Origin of the sequence: Qipengyuania algicola (assembly GCF_042492175.1) — a bacterium.
In the GTDB taxonomy this organism is placed as follows: domain Bacteria; phylum Pseudomonadota; class Alphaproteobacteria; order Sphingomonadales; family Sphingomonadaceae; genus CAJXSN01.
Genome location: NZ_CP170453.1, coordinates 962,612 through 977,693 on the forward strand (window position 1 = coordinate 962,612; position 15,082 = coordinate 977,693).

General features: G+C 61.9%; 13 protein-coding genes. 2 read left to right on the plus strand and 11 right to left on the minus strand.

Features of this window, described 5'->3' with window-relative positions; translation table 11 throughout:
- Positions 1 to 5: 5 nt before the first annotated feature.
- From ACFCW2_RS04590 to ACFCW2_RS04605, 4 genes are read right to left on the minus strand one after another with little or no spacing between them, the layout of a single operon-like run.
- Entirely contained in the window at positions 6 to 1,259 is a 1,254-nt protein-coding gene (locus ACFCW2_RS04590) for a hypothetical protein (protein WP_379548450.1), read from the minus strand.
- Positions 1,256 to 2,479, minus strand: coding sequence for a glycosyltransferase family 4 protein (locus tag ACFCW2_RS04595; RefSeq protein ID WP_379548451.1), 1,224 nt, complete (start codon positions 2,477 to 2,479; stop codon positions 1,256 to 1,258). The genes ACFCW2_RS04590 and ACFCW2_RS04595 overlap by 4 nt, the downstream gene beginning before the upstream one ends.
- Positions 2,476 to 3,342 carry a glycosyltransferase gene (locus ACFCW2_RS04600; protein WP_379548452.1) on the minus strand — a complete coding sequence of 289 codons (867 nt, stop codon included), beginning with the start codon at positions 3,340 to 3,342 and terminating at the stop codon, positions 2,476 to 2,478. Before ACFCW2_RS04600 ends, ACFCW2_RS04595 begins: the two co-directional genes overlap by 4 nt.
- Complete coding sequence (locus ACFCW2_RS04605) at positions 3,339 to 4,631, minus strand: lipopolysaccharide biosynthesis protein (RefSeq protein WP_379548453.1); 1,293 nt, start codon at positions 4,629 to 4,631, stop codon at positions 3,339 to 3,341. Before ACFCW2_RS04605 ends, ACFCW2_RS04600 begins: the two co-directional genes overlap by 4 nt.
- A 207-nt stretch (positions 4,632 to 4,838) precedes the next feature.
- On the opposite strand from ACFCW2_RS04605, the gene ACFCW2_RS04610 reads away from it, so the two are divergent.
- Together ACFCW2_RS04610 and ACFCW2_RS04615 are read left to right on the plus strand one after the other, a co-directional pair.
- Positions 4,839 to 5,270: a hypothetical protein gene (locus tag ACFCW2_RS04610; RefSeq protein WP_379548454.1), complete on the plus strand. Its 432-nt coding sequence runs from the start codon at positions 4,839 to 4,841 to the stop codon at positions 5,268 to 5,270.
- A complete protein-coding gene (locus tag ACFCW2_RS04615) occupies positions 5,267 to 6,952 on the plus strand; it encodes a hypothetical protein (RefSeq protein WP_379548455.1) in 1,686 nt (561 codons plus the stop codon). The genes ACFCW2_RS04610 and ACFCW2_RS04615 overlap by 4 nt, the downstream gene beginning before the upstream one ends.
- A 9-nt stretch (positions 6,953 to 6,961) precedes the next feature.
- Here the strand turns inward: ACFCW2_RS04615 and ACFCW2_RS04620 are convergent, their stop codons facing one another.
- The 7 genes from ACFCW2_RS04620 to holA all read right to left on the minus strand — a co-directional run bounded on the left by ACFCW2_RS04620 (position 6,962) and on the right by holA (position 15,067).
- Entirely contained in the window at positions 6,962 to 7,519 is a 558-nt protein-coding gene (locus tag ACFCW2_RS04620) for a hypothetical protein (RefSeq protein ID WP_379548456.1), read from the minus strand.
- A 176-nt stretch (positions 7,520 to 7,695) separates the two neighbouring features.
- Complete coding sequence (locus ACFCW2_RS04625) at positions 7,696 to 9,876, minus strand: GumC family protein (RefSeq protein WP_379548457.1); 2,181 nt, start codon at positions 9,874 to 9,876, stop codon at positions 7,696 to 7,698.
- A gap of 3 nt (positions 9,877 to 9,879) precedes the next feature.
- Positions 9,880 to 10,593, minus strand: a complete 714-nt coding sequence (locus ACFCW2_RS04630; protein WP_379548458.1) for a polysaccharide biosynthesis/export family protein — start codon at positions 10,591 to 10,593, stop codon at positions 9,880 to 9,882.
- Positions 10,594 to 10,627: 34 nt separating this feature from the next.
- A complete protein-coding gene (locus ACFCW2_RS04635) occupies positions 10,628 to 11,941 on the minus strand; it encodes an O-antigen ligase family protein (RefSeq protein ID WP_379548459.1) in 1,314 nt (437 codons plus the stop codon).
- A 72-nt stretch (positions 11,942 to 12,013) separates the two neighbouring features.
- Positions 12,014 to 12,454, minus strand: coding sequence for a hypothetical protein (locus ACFCW2_RS04640; protein WP_379548460.1), 441 nt, complete (start codon positions 12,452 to 12,454; stop codon positions 12,014 to 12,016).
- A gap of 62 nt (positions 12,455 to 12,516) precedes the next feature.
- On the minus strand, positions 12,517 to 13,899 hold the full coding sequence (locus ACFCW2_RS04645) for an exopolysaccharide biosynthesis polyprenyl glycosylphosphotransferase (RefSeq protein ID WP_379548461.1): 1,383 nt from the start codon (positions 13,897 to 13,899) through the stop codon (positions 12,517 to 12,519).
- A 127-nt stretch (positions 13,900 to 14,026) separates the two neighbouring features.
- Positions 14,027 to 15,067 carry a DNA polymerase III subunit delta gene (gene holA / locus ACFCW2_RS04650; protein WP_379548462.1) on the minus strand — a complete coding sequence of 347 codons (1,041 nt, stop codon included), beginning with the start codon at positions 15,065 to 15,067 and terminating at the stop codon, positions 14,027 to 14,029.
- Between the last annotated feature and the right edge of the window lie 15 nt (positions 15,068 to 15,082).

The window sequence follows — 15,082 nt, forward strand, 5'->3', positions numbered from 1 at the left end:
CACCGTCAGGGTGCCTGCGCCCATCGTTCTGCCACTGGGATCGAATCGGCATCGTGGTGACGATAGACCAACCATCCCATCAGCAGCCCGGTGCCGATCATAAAACCCACGCTGGCCAGCGCCACATTGACCATAAGCGATATGGCCAGCGTTGCGAAAACCCAGCAGTCGAAGCCGGAGCTTTGGCGGGCAGGGTCGACCGTGCGGGCGAACATGGCAAAGACATAGACCAGCAAGGCCACTCCCCCGAAAATGCCCATCCGGTAGAACGCATCGACATAGGCATTGTGGGCGGTGACATGGATGTAGCCCGTCCGCTCCAAACCGGAGATGACATGCTCCTCTATGCCGATATGGTAGACAGGGCGGATCGTCTCCGTGCCGAACCCGACACCAGTGCCCCAACTGGCCAGAAGCCGCTCATACACATCCCGCCAGAAGAGTAGCCGGATGCCGGTATTGTAGTCCCACCACCATATGGCTTGGGCATAGAATTGCGCGGCGAAGGCCACCACGAACAGGCCTAGAAACACGCCAGCAGCGATCATCTTTCCAAATTGCGGCAGAGCCAGCAGCGCGATCATTGCCGACACAACGAGAACGGATTGAAACGAGCCAGCCGACAGCAGCAGCAGTGCTGCGACCAGAAACCGCACCAAGGCCGGGCGGTTCTCATTGAACACCACCAGATGGGCGATGATCACCACGGCGATCATATCCGCATTGATGAGCTGCGAGATACCGAACCCGGATCCGTCGGTGGTTCTCTGCCCGGAAAGAGCGAGCGCAATCTTGCTGGCCAAGGCAGCGATCAGAACGCATATTTCCAGCGCACGCCAACCCGGCCTGTCTTGTTCTATCTGCGACCAGATATGCGCGCAGGCTGGCACGAGAGCGACCAGAAACACAGTATAGAATGCTTGCTGGACAATGGCCGATTGCTGGTAAAGCAGGGTGATCCCGCGATGCATTATCCCCGCCCAGGACAGGGCGACGTAGACCATCCCGATAGCCGCCAGCAGGATGAGGGAGAACTGTATGTATCGGCGGCCATAGATCAGAGCGAGAGCCACGGTTGCTGCCGCCGGAACGGCGAGCGCGGCGACACCGGCATCACGCAGCCAAGGGAAGAGGCACGCGTAGAACAGCATCAGCGCCGCGAGCAGCAATTCTCCGGCGCTTGTCTGTGCGTGCTCTTGCTGGGGCGGCGCGGTTTCGGCAGATGTCAGTTGCTGGGGGGTCAGGGTTCTCGATATCATGATCGGCTCCCGAGCCCTGTGGCCGGCGCTTGAGCCACTTCCCCCAATGCTGCGCGGTAGATGTCTTCCAACTTGCCCAAATTTATTTCCGCGGTGTGGTGTTGCAGATACGCGCCGTGCGCTGCCTCGGCGAGCCTGCCGCGCTCGTCATCGGAACCCATCAGTTGTCGGACAGCGCCCGACAATGCGTCGATATTACCCGGCTCGACAAGACGGGCCAGCCTGCCTTCCCCGGCAATTTCGCGCAAGCTACCAAGATCGCTGGCAATCACCGGCAATTTACGGGCAAACGCCTCCACCATCGTGCGCGGGAATCCTTCATACCAGAGCGACGGCATAACGAGCAGGCTGGCGCAGCGCATCTTGCTGGCTACCTCTTCCGCCGAGCAATACCCGGCAAAGCGAACATTGGGCGGTGCCCCCGCTTTCAGTTCAGCCTCCAGCGGTCCGGTCCCAATGATTGCCAGAGCGATATCGGGAAGCGCACGCCATGCTTCGATCAACTCCCGCAAACCTTTTTCTGCCGACAGACGTCCAACATAAATCACGCCGGTCCGGCCGGTTCCCTTGTCCATCGGCGTCTCCGGCGGAACGGGCGCTGACTCGAGAAAATTGCCCTTCACCACAACGCGTTCGGCCGGTAATCCTCCGGCGATCATCTTCTGGCGGGCGAATTCGGAAAGCGCGATGAAGCGGTGGACACCGTTAAGCCATTGCCGACTGCCGATTGTGGCGCGCTGCATCCGGATGCTGGCCAGTGAGCCAGCCAGAGAGCCGCGATAACAACGATGTATCAGCGCCCATTTCCGGCCACCCGAAACGCATTTCTCGCATACCTCGCCATCGCGCAGGAATGTAGCGGCAGCACAGAGCAGGCGGTAATTGTGGAGGGTCTGCACCACAGCCACACCGCGTCGGGCGGCCGTCAGGTGGATGGTTGGCGAGAGCAGAGGAAAGAAATTGTGGACATGGACTATGCCCGCCCCCGTCTCGTCGAGCAGTCGCTCCAGCCATGCGCCGGACTTTTCGCTGCCCGACGCAGCGGCAAAGCTGGCCATACTCCCCGAGAGGCCGGCTATGTCGGCATTGTCCATCTCGCGCAGCGATACGTCGTGACCAGCCGATGCCAGCAACGCATATTCGGCGGCGACCACCGCTTCCTCTCCGCCCGTCTGACGGTAGCGGTTATGCAGTTTCAGTATCGGAGGAAGGCCGCTCATCGATAATCGCTCCGCGCGCGTTTGCCCGACAGCGTGCGGTAGAGATTGGCGGCCAACAGCAGGGCCTTTTTCCCAAGAACCGTCTGAATGCGGGCAGCGAGGGCTGAGCGGAACTGGAGTGCAGCGAGCCAGTGCGGTCGGATGGGCTTGACCCCCAATTCGCGGCGCGCCTTCTCCACTTCAGCATAGCAAGCCACCCGCGAGGCAACGCTGCTCGACAGGCCACCGGCGGCCATCCGCGCCACCGGAAAGGGCGCATGGAAAAACCGGGTTCGCGGGTCGAGCGCGCTGCGCAGCATGAAATGCGCGTCGCCTGCAATTGCGTATTCTGCCGAGAACGGGCCGAAAGCGGAAAACAAATCGCGGTGGTGGAGCAGGCCTGTATGCGAAAGCGAAAAATCCGTGGCGAGGTCATGCTGGTCGCCAGGCATCGCTTGTTCGCCAAACCGCTCAATAATCTCGTCACCGGCGACGAATTCGGTGACTCCGAAAACAAAAGCGAGCTGCGGTGCCGTGACCGGAAGCCGGGCGCAGCGCTCGGCAAGGAGGCGCAGGGTGTCGGGAGTGGCGAGCTGGTCGTCCGCACCAAGAAACATAATCCATTCGCCGCGCGCATGCGGGAGGAGCTTGTTCCATGCATCGTAAGGCCCCCCATCGGGTCCAAAGATACGATGCGCCACAAGATGGTCGCTCGCTTCGACAATTGCATGTGTGCCGTCGGTCGATCCTCCATCCGCAATCAGGACCTCGTATAGCCCCGCCTTTTGACGGGCGATGCTATCGAGGCATCGTTGCAGTGGCTCCGCCGCGTTGTAGGTTGCGATAAGGATCGAGAATTTTGGGGGTTGTGTGCTTGGGTTCATGGCGCGGCCCCGCCCTGATTTGTCCGCGCCCGCACTTGCCGCAGAATGGCAAGCTGGGCTGCGCGCGCCAGAAAGGCTGCCGCACCGGGCATGGCAGAAGCCCAGACAGGACCTGCCAGCCATCCGGCCACAAGGCTCGCCACCACACCCAAGATGCCCAGCGGCAAAATTGTGTTGCGGAGAACTTTTTCGTGGCCAAGCAAGGTCAGCTCGGTTCCGGCAGGGCCCAGTACGAGCGCGGCACAAAACCCGGCTGCGGCCCATGGCAAAGCCTGCGCGCCTGCCAGGAAGTCCGGTCCTGCGAGCGCCAGGATGCCGGGTCCGAGGAGAACAATAGCGGCATAGGCGGCCACGCCCGACATTCCCATGATCAGGCGCAGCGAACCCAGCGTTCGGGCAAATCCCGCCCTGTCCCCTTCCGCCTGCAGTGTCGCCAGCCGCGGGATGAAGATGGAGGGAATGGTCGCCGTGACGAGCGAGACCAGACCGGCGATCCGCAAGACCAGATTGAGCACCCCGACGTCGGAAGAGGACAGAACCAGCGGGAGAAATGCGATTGCACCCATCGCCGTCAGAAACTGCCCCGTCTCGATTTGCGCAAACACAAACCGGCGCTGCTTCCACGGCGCGGGATCGGACCGCCGGGCGAAGCGGCAGCCGGGAAGCTGGTGTTGGAGCCCGGCGTATGCAGCAGCGGCGGCTACAGCGAGCGTGGCGATGTAGAGCACTATAGCTCCCCACAAGTCGGCGTCGCCACCGAGCAGAAAGAGAATACACAAACCGATGGCGAGACCGGGCACCAGGACAAATTCGAGCGCGGTTGCCCGGCCCGGCAGCCCCAAGGCCTTGGCCGTCGAGGTCGCGGTTCGGATCGTCAGCAAAAGGAACGCTGCAGCTGCGGCGAAGAGCATATCCATGATCGCCCCTCCCGCGCCGGTTATTGCTCGGAAGGCAAGAACGCCCAGACCCGAAACGGCGAGAAGGCCGAAGAGACGCGCAGCATTGGCGGCCATCATCGAGCGGATGAGTGGCCCCACCGCAGCCCTTCTCGCCCGGGCAAGCATCGGCGGAATTTCGTGAAGGACCAGTTGCGGGAAGCCCCACAATGCGATGATTGTCAGACCGGTCGCCCAACTGATTGCTGCAAAAAACCGTCCTGCATCGCCCGCGCCCAAGAGGGCCGAAAGAAGCGTTGCCAGCGCGAATGACAGGGCAGCGCCCGCCATCCGCAAACCGGTAATAGCCGCCGTCGCGGAAACCTCGCGCATATGGGCCCGTGGGGCACGCATTGTGTGTCCAGCTTCCCTTCGATCCAGTGTTTGCAGGCATCGCAGGACAGTGCCGTCTTCTCAAGCCCGATTGCGTGTTCCCCCACGGCTCCGGCACATGCAGCTTCTCCGGCACGGCGCCCTTGGATTAATCTATTTGGTACAAATCATTTTCCTACAGAACCTTCGATGTATAGTTGGTTGCCTTCCCGATTCGGAAGGACCCCCATGCCAGCACCCCGTATTACCACCCCCGCCGGTTTCGCTCCGGCTTTCGCGATCGGATATTCCGATCCTGCGAACCGTCTGGTGCAGATCACCGAAGCCAATCCGCTTCCGGTCGCGCTTGCAGCCGGCGCCGGACAGGCCGCCGTTCTGGCCGGGACACAATCGACCTCCGGGTTGGCCGGCCCTTTCACGCCCGCAAGCTCTGCTCCGATTGCGGTATCGCTGTCAGGCGATTGGGCAGGCGAGGTGCGCCTGAAAAGGTCTGTCGACGGCGGCGCCACTCTGCATAATTTACGGGTCGTCGGCCTCGATTGGGGTGTATTGACCCAGAACGGAGTCGAGCAGATCTGGTCGGAGAGCGACGGCGAAGCGACCTTCTGGCTTGAGTTCGCTCTGAACTCCGGCTCATGCATCTACCGGGTGTCGCAATGAGCGGGGCCGATCTCGCAGCGCGTGGCCTCGCTGCCCGCTCTCTCGCATTCAATGCGGCGCTTGGCGGTGCGGAAGGCGCGCAATCGGTGGGCTATCGCCGGGATATTGCCGAGGCCGTTTTGCGACCCGTTTCCACCGTCATCAGGCAAATGGGCCTGACTCCGGGCGATTTCGGCGCACTGGGCGACGGTATCCATGATGACGGCACTGCTCTCGCTGCATTTGCCGAGACCGTCGGACAGGTCGGCGAAGGCATCGTCCAGCTCGGCAGCGGCACTTTCGCCATCGGCCAGAATGCCAGTGGCGGCTCGCTCAAATGGACCGATAGCCATGGCGGCATGGTCGGGCGCGGGATGACGCGGACAATCCTCTCTAACGTCAATCCCGCAGGCGGGCGGGTCTTCGATTTCGGTGCCAGCTGCAGCCATCTCTATTTTGCCGATATGACATTCGATGGCGGCTTTGGTGCAGGGTTGGCCAACGATCTGGAGCACATAATCTTCAATCGCTGCCGCTTCACCACGCGGCCGGGCCTGCTTGCCAATGCCATGAAACTGGTGACCGACAACATGTCTGGTGGCATCCGCACCGTCTATTTCGTCGATTGCGAATTTCGCGACGCGGGGCGGATGAACTTCGAACTGCAGAACCATAATAATGATGGCACCGCGCGCTATGCCGATATCCACTTCATCCGCCCGCGCATTGTTGGCGCCGGCAAAGTGAATGCTGCGCTGGGTATGGGCCTCAGTTTCACAGGCAAGGGTGACAATGCAACCGTCCACAGCCCCTATTTTGACGGCAATGCCGGCCCGCAACTGGAGAATGCCGGGTGCGACAGGCTGGTGATGCGCGATGCGATGATCCGCGCGGCAACAGCGCCGGTCGATGTACCGCCGATCTCCTTCAGCGGGCGGCGCGTGGCCTATAATGCAAACAGCCAATGCTCGATCGACGGGCTGACGCTGGTCAGGGCTGTGGGCGATCCCGGCGGGCGACCAACCATCCAAAGCGAATTGTCGTTCGAAGTCAGCGACGCACTGACTCTGCGCAATATGAAGCTGGCGGTGGCCAGCGATGCCGGGACCAATGGCTGGCATGTTCTGTCCATCAAGGGCACGGGAACAGATGACGATGGCCAGCCCAAAACCTGCGGACCTGTGACTGTCGAGCACTGCGACCTATGGTCAGATGCTGAGAACAGGCCGGTGATCGCCTGCCACACGCTGACCGGCGAACAGGTGATCGCCGGCAACACCATCACCAATGGCAATCCGTCGCGGGTCGGTCCGCTGGTGGCGGCCTTCGCGGAATCCGGAGCCGACGCATACACGGTTCATCTCTCCGCCAACCGGATGGCCGCGGCGGTGCCCCATTCGGCGCAGAGCTTTGTGTTCAAAAACAATGCTGCCGCTTTGAAGATTGAGGCCGATAATCCCGGCCTGCCAGTTCGGTCACGCGCCGTTTCGACGATCCCGGCAGGCTCCGTGAGCGGACCATTGATCGGCCATGACTTGCCCAATGCTGGCTTGCAATTGTCCGCTCGGCCACTGGGACCGACTTCGGGCGGCGGCGTGCCGTATGGCTCACTTCATGCCGGATCGACCCAGATGCGCGCCAATCTGGAAACGCAGGCCAGCGCCGACGTTACAGTGGAGCTGGACCTGACCGCCAGTCTTTGAGGCCGGCGCCTAGCGGTTTGGCGTATCGCACCGTTCTATGGCCAATCCGCGCGCCTCGGCATGGGTGACGAAAAACCGTGCTTCGGTGCAGCGGATTGCTCCGGCCTCGATGGCTTCCACAACCAGCATGGCGCGCCTTTCCAGCGCTGGCCGCGACAATCCGTCGAGCCCGCCCAGCACAGCGCTGCGCCATCGCGGGCGGTAGGACAACCGCTCGGCGAGTGCCGCATGTCCACCGTCCTGCTCCAGAAGCCGGTCGATGGCGCTGTGCAGAGCCGCGTCGCCTGCCCGCAAGCGGAGCAATGCGTCGAGATGAAGCGCTGCGCGCCTGGCATTTCCCCCTGCGATTGCCTGTTCGAATTGGTAAGCCTGCCCCACCGCGCCGCGCCAGCCGAATTGTTGCCCGATTGCAAAGGTGCCGAATGCCGCGTCCTGTTCACCGGCAGCAAGCTGCGCCTCGCCCAGAAGGTCCACCGCCGCCGCATCCATCGGCGATTGCCGCACGGCCAACGCCGCGTAAGCAAGCGCGGTGGTGACCTCGCCACGCTCAAGCGCGGTGTCAGCCATGATCTGAGAGCTTCTCCCGGCAAAAGAAGCGGGCACCAGTGCCGACGCGCGGGCATCAAAAACCGTCAGCCGGTCCGCAGCGCTGGCGATGCTCAAGCTGGCAAAAATCAGCGCCGATGCCGAGGCTGCGACAAGGCGCGCTCGTGATGTGTTCGCGTCCGTATGGCAGCGCTTAATCAGACTGCCGCCTCGTCAGGGCTATCATAGCGGTAGTAATCGCGCCCGTAATAAGCGGAATAGCTGTTGCCGGCGAGCGAGGGATCAAACTTGGTCATGGCCGCTCCGAGGATCGCCGGACGCACAAAACGCAGCCGGCGCAGCGCCGATTTCAACTGCCCGCTGCGCACCCTTCCCGCTTCGACGACGAACAGAACCGCGCCGGTCTGCGCCACCACTGTCGGTGCATCGGCCAGCCCCAGCACAGGCGGCGTGTCGAGGATCACCACATCGAATCGGGCACGCAACTCGGTGATCAAATCCTGCAGACGCGGGGTCGACAGAAGGTCGGCCGCACTGACCGGAGAGGGGCCCGCTGTGATCACCGAAAGACCGTCGACCGGCCCGGGCTGGATGAATTCCGCTGCACCACGGTCGGACATCAGATAGTCGGCCGTGCCCGCCTTGTTGGCCATGCCAAGACGCTTATGGATCGACGGACGGCGCAGGTCTGCATCGACCAGAACCACGCTCTTGCCCATGCGCGCGAGGCCCTGAGCCAGCGCCATGCTTGTGGTCGTCTTGCCTTCGGTCTCTTCTGCACTAGTAACCGAAAAAGCTGGCGGCAGGCCCTCGGGCGTAGCGTAAAGCATCGCTCCACGCAGCGCCATGTAGGACTCCGCGATGGCCGAATTGGAATCGGCCAGTTCGTCACCGGCACCACCGCGCAGAGCTTTAGGCACGACGCCCAGTAGCGGCAGGCCCAGTTTGGTTTCGACGTCCTCGGGCACCCGAATTGCATCGTCGAGCTGATCCCTGACAAAGATTGCCAGCGCCGCAGCGACCAATCCGCCCAGCAACCCGACCAGCAGGTTTGCGAGAAGGTTGGGCGAAGACGGCATTCTCGGAGCCATCGCGGTGTCAATGATCGTCACATTGCTGGAAGCCACGCCTGACGATGCATTCAGCTGGCTATAGCGTTCGAGCAGCTCGTCATAGATCTTGCGGTTGGTGTCCGCCTCGCGCGCGAGGGTGTTGTAACGCACCGATCGATCTTGCTCCGCCAGTGTCTCTCCGCGAAGTTCGCGCACTTGGCTCGCCAGCGCCTGCTCGGCCCGCTGGGTGGCAATGAACTCGGCGCGCACCGATGCCCGCACATTGTTCGCGGCGGTCGACAATTGCCTGTCAGTAATCGCCAGCTCGCCTTGCAACCGCTCGACCGTAGGGTGGCCATCGAGATATCGCTCCCGCGCGGCCTGCAACTCGGTTTCCAGCGTGGCCTTGCGGGTCATCAGAGATTGTACCGTCGAATTGGTCTGCACCCGCTGAGAGGACAGCAGCGGCGTCGCGCGTTCGGCTTCCCATCGGCCTTGAGCAGCGATCCGCTCCGCCCGCGCGGCATTCGCCGCCTGATTCACCTGCTGCAGGCTGGCCGCAGTGATGCTGGTATTTGCCGGAATGTTTTCCCTGACCTGCGGATCGCGCGAGCGGATCAACCCGGCAGCCCGCGCAAACGCATTGAGCTCCCGCTCCGAGGTTTCCAGCCGCACGCGCGCTTCCTCGAGCTGATCCGATACGAACTCACGCGCATAGGACGAGCTGTCGAACCGGTTCTGCAGCGTCGAGCGGATGTATTCGGCGGCAAAGCTGTTGACGATGCGGGCGGACAGTGCAGCATCGGGGCTGGTGAAGGAGACCCGAACCACCCGGCTGTTCTCTGGCGGTTCGATCAGCAGGTTCTCGCGCAACTGCGCCAGAACGGTGTTTTCGCGCGCTTCTTCGTCAGCCGCGTCGTCAGGCACTGCAGCGCCCATTGCGGTCAGGAAGGTGTCATCCTCCAGCAGCCCCAGTTCTTCCGCAACCTGTTTCGCCAAAGCGCGGCTGCGCAACACATCAAGCTGGGTGTTGAGAAAACGGTCGATATCCCACGGATCGCTGTCGGCAGTTTCGGTATCCAGACCTTCGCCAAGAATCTGCTGCGCGCGTTCGTCGATCTCCATGCTGGTGGTGGCCGTGTAACGCGGCGTTTGCAGCAGAGTGGCGGCCACGCCGAGCACCAGACCAAGAGCGACGAGCCCGAGGGCCAGCCACACATTGCGGCGCAGAGCCACAATACTTTGACGAAACAGACGCCCGACCGATGTCTCCCCGAACTGGGAAGACTGCGGAATAACTACCGGCAGGTTGGAGGAAGTCGCCATGCTCTAAAACCGCGTAAAGATGCCAAGGATCGGGGCGGCTTGCAGAATATCGCGGTAGGTTCCCTGCAACGAGGAGTAGCCGACGACAATTACATCGCCAGGACGCAATGCCGGGTCAGGCATCCGGCCTTCGCGGATCGCCATCAGATCGAATACGCCCCCCTGCCGCTGGCCATCGACCTCGCGAAAGACAACCACTTCATCCAGCTTGGCCGTACGGGTCGGACTGCGGGCGAGAGCCACGGCCGAAAGAAGCGTCAGCCCGTCGCGGTAATCATACATGCCGGGCAATTCGACTTGCCCTTCGATGGTGACGGCATCCTTGATACTCGCATCGAGGTAGACCGCGACCCGCGGATCCCGCAGATATTGCGCAGCATAGGCGCTTTCGATCGACCGGGCGAGTTCGCTGGTGGTCAGGCCCCGTGCGCGAATTTCCCCCAGCAGAGGGAGATTGAGATTACCCGCGGCGTCCAACACGATGGAATCGCGCGACAATTCCGGCTCTTGGAACACTGCCACACTGACGACATCACCGCCCCGCAATGCGTAACGTGGAGCAACCGCATCGCTCTCTTCCGGGGCCACTGAAATGGCGGTATACGCGTCAGCGCCTGCCGGAACATCGGGCTGCAACGTCGCCTGACACGCTGCGAGAGCACCCACTGGGATGGCGATAGCGGCTTTGGGGCCGAATCGGGCTAAGCGCTTTTTCATGGTTAACGCGACAGTGAAGCAAGCGTCCGCGCAATCAAGACGGCCTTACAAGTTTTGCCACAATTCCGGCAGCGAAGGCGCCAAGCACTGCCAGCGCCATCGTGCGAAGGGGATAATCGACCAGCGAATGCGCGGCCAGAACGGCAAGCGTTGCACCGGCAAAAAGCAGGCGACTGCGGATCAGAGGTGAGGCTCGCCATTGCAGCAGCGCGCTGCGCAGCAGCAAGGCAGCAATGGCACAGAGCAGGATCAATGCGAGCAGCCCGCCTTCCAGTGCGAGCTCCAGAAAATCATTATGCGCGCGGTTAATAATTGCCGGCCCCAGCGTCTCGAGCCGCTGGGACGGCGCGTAGGCTTCCTGAAAAGTGCCTAGCCCAGAGCCAACAGGCCAAAACCGCTCGATTGCATGGACAGTGTCAGGCCAGATCTCGGCACGCATATCGCGGGTTGCTCCGAAACGGGCGGCAACTTGCCTGAGGCCGCCAGCATACCAACCGGCCAAGAGCAGACCCATCACAACGGTTGCAGCTCCTGCGGCCGCAGTGCCCGCAGTTTTTCTGGACACCGATATCGCCCTAATGGCGACGCTGGCCAGCCATACCATCGCGAGCACGGCCAGAAGTACCACGCCGACGCGTGATCCTGTCATGATGCACGCGGCACCCATGAGCACCGCGATTACTCCTGCCGCTCCGGGGGGAACACGCGCAGGGCTTTTGGTATCAGGCTGGCCATAGGCGAGTGCGAGCAGCGCCAGCACTGCGATAAGGAACAGATCGGCTGCCGCATTGCGGTTGGCAAAGAAGCCGGTGACCCAACCGCGATGGGTCGCTTCGTAAAGATGGCCCACCTGTCCTGCCGACGCGACTTGCACTGCGCCCAGAATAGTGGCCGCCAAAGCCATCACGATGATCGCCCCGAGCGCCTTGCGCAGTTGGCTATCACTCGAAGAGGCGGTCAGCAGGAGGACAAGCAGGGGCGGGCCCAATGCCAGCAGGCTGGCCATGGTCTTGTGCGGCGCAATGGAAAGGGGGCGCCAATCGCCGGATGCGCCGACATTCTCCAGCGAGATTGCGACAAGATCACGTCCCGGCAGCGCGTTCCAGACACTGGGCGGCAAGGGAATAAGCTGAATTGCCGGGAGTGCGAGGACGATGACCGCTAGCCACCACGCCGTCCGCCCTGCCCCGTTCGCAAAACATCCTGCCCACAGAGCGGCAACGCCAAAGATGGCACAAGCGATCTGCAGAACGAGTTCGGGTGCCGGCGACGGGCTGCCTCCTCCGCCAAACAGCAAGGCGAGAACCAGCAGGCCCGCCAGAGCCCATTCGGCAATGGTAGTTTTCACCTTGCTTGTTTGAGACGCCAGAGGTGCCATTGCATCGCCTGGCTAAAGTATCTTGAGAGCGGTTATCGCCGGTTAGCCGGGGCTAATTCCGGGATTAGCGCCATTGTCACCGCCGCCTGCAGCGACGACGATGCCGACAATCGCGGCGATCCCGGCAAGCGCCGGAGCCAGCCAGCCGAACCCACCACCTGCAGCCGGAGCGGCAACCGGCGGAGCGGGAGGAGCCGGCGGTGGAGGCTGAACCGCTGGCGGCGGTGCTGCGCGAAGTGGCAACAGGCAACCGCGGGTTTGGGCCGCTTGCGCGGTTTGGGCAGTCTGCGCGCCCTGAGCGGCAGTCGCGACTTCAGCGGCAGAACGCGATGCAGCACATGTCGCGACGGCGGAAGTTTGCTGAGAAAGAGGCAACAGAACGCTCACGCGGGTATCGGCATGGGCAGGCACACCGGCCATCGCCAGACTGGCGCAGCCCAGACCAACAACCAACCGCCCTGAAATTGTCGCTCTCGCTTGCATCTTATTGTCCTGATCTATTCGACAGCACTTTATCGCAGAAAACCAGTAAAGATTCAATGTCGTTAGAAAGCCCGTTGATGGACCAATACTTTGGCGGTTGCGAAGACGATGGCGATATCGGTCAGCAGGCTCCAATTGGAGATATATTCCAGATCGGCGCCCAAACGGTGTTGCAGGTCGCTTTCCTGCTCCGTCGCCCCGCGAAAACCGCGCACTTGCGCCAGTCCGGTTAGCCCTGGCTTCAGGGCATGACGTCGCCAATATTCCGGATCGACTTCCCAGAACAGCTTGTCCCCTGCCTGCGAACCCAGAGCATGGGGCCGCGGGCCGACGATCGACATCTCTCCGCGCAACACGTTGATAATCTGGGGCAGTTCATCGATGCTGGTGCTGCGGATAAATTTCCCGACCTTAGTCACCCGGTCGTCGTCGCGCGCGGTCGACTGCTTGCCGTCGGCGTCCAGCCGGGCAACCTTCATCGAGCGGAATTTCCACATATCGAAGAAGCAATTGCCCTTACCCAGCCGGCGCTGGACAAAGAACACAGGGCCCCGGTCCTCCAGCTTGATCGCCAGCGCGGTCAGGATCAACAGGGGCGACAATGCAATCAACGCAGTACCCGAGAGGGCCGTATCGAACGCGCGCTTTAGAACCCGGTCGCGCATGCCCAATGGGCCTGCAGACACCACCAGCGAAAGCAGACCGTTGTCGTTCTGCATCCGCAGCGGGCGTAGTTCGTTCAGCCGTTCAGTCACGATGCCGCCATTGACGCCTGCCGAGCGCAAAACAAACGACCACTCCATCCGCCGCGAGATCGGGCAGCTGATCAGCACGCGGTCCATATTGGTCATCATCTGGCCCAGCTTGTTCAGCGCGTGCGGATCGTTCGGGTCGGGGCGAATGCCCTGCTGGCTCGCATCCACATGGATCGCGCCCTCCAGCGGAACTTTGGGGCCGCCATCATGGACAACCAGCACATTGGTCAGCTTGCGCCCCCAGGGCTGCCACTGGCCGACAATGGCATAGCGCGAGACCACCAGACCGATCGCGGAAATCGAGATGGCAAGAGTGAAAACCGCGCGCGAGTAATCCTCTGCTCGCAGATAGAAGGTAATGAAGCTCAGCAGCGCCGCTGCGATCAGCAGCGACAACACCGCCCGGAACGCGGCGTAATTCCACGCTTCCATAGCTCTCATCGAATAGGCTCGGTTGTAGAGCGCGATGGTCAGGAACAAAGGTGCCATCACCTGCGCCTGAGCCATTGCCCCCGCCCCGGCGAATACCCGGTTGGTGAGCCAGCTGGATACCGCAAAACTGAAGGCCAGGATGCAAATATCAAGGACAAGAAACGCCGCGTAGATGCGCAGGCGCCGCTTCTCCAGCGATTGCACAAGCGGAGTGTCGCCTTCCAGATCGGCTGCCGTCAGGAATGATGGGGCATTCATTTTCAGATTCCACACCCGTCCGGTGCGACGCCATCCTTCGCGAGCCCGGGCCCGGCAATTCCGAAAAACTTTTCGCCGGAGGTTGGCCTCCGATCACCATTATTTTGCGTCATGCGGCCGATCCTTCCTACGATCTCCCGCGACCCCGCGCGCTGACCCGCGCAATCTGTGTCAATTCGTGTCTTAGCAGTGTTCCTGCTTGCTGACTATTGCCTAACATTTTTCGATGAAGCGAGGTCAATCGTGCGACGAGCCGGTCCAAATTGGGACCGCGCCAAGTTCCCAGTTGTGCCTGCAAATCAGCAGCTTCCTTGAAAAACACCCGCCGCGCGCGCTTCTCTCCATCAATAAAGCCCGCAATATCGCTGCCACTCCCGAGCCGCGCCGCCAGTTGTGACAATTGTGCCGCACGTCGTTCGACCGCCAAAAGCACGGTCACCGGGTTGATCCCGGTCGCCTCCATCCGCGCCAGTTCTCCCGGCAAAGACTGCGCGCGGCCTGACAGGGCAGCGTTCACAATGTCCATGAAGCCATCTTCTTCGGATACTGCCCCGATCGCGTCCCAATCCTCGCGGGTGACATTCACTGGCCGGTCCTGCGCGGCATCGAGATAAAGGGCCAGCTTCTCGATTTCGGAAGCCGCCAGCCGTTGATCCATTCCGGAAGACCGCGCGATGCGCTCGGCCATGTCGCCTTGCAATCGAAGGCCTGCTCGGTCGGCGAGATCGCGCACCGTGCCGGTCATGGCGCGCATGTCCGGCGGATAGAACATTACCACCAGCGCATCGTCGCGCTTTTCGAGCAGCTTGGCCGTACGCGATTTGTCGGTCGCACCGGTTGCGACGATCAGAACCGGGCAGGCCTCTCCTTCTCCCGTCAGATGGTTTTTAAGCGCATCATGCGCTTCTTCCCCTGCAGCGCGCACGAAAATATGGCGCTTTTCACCGAACAGGGAGCTGGAGCGCGCTTCATCGCCAAGCAGCACCGGATCGCGTTTGATATCGGCGCCCGACAGTTCGATCCGCTCTCCCGGATCGGGCAGGAGCGAATGGATAGTGGCAGCAGCAGCGCTTGCGCCCGCTTCGTCAGGCCCGCAGAAAAAGAACATGTTGCATTGCGACGCAGCAGCTTTGGCGCGTCCGGCGAATTCGAATTGCTTCACCTTCATCGTGCGTTCTGCAGC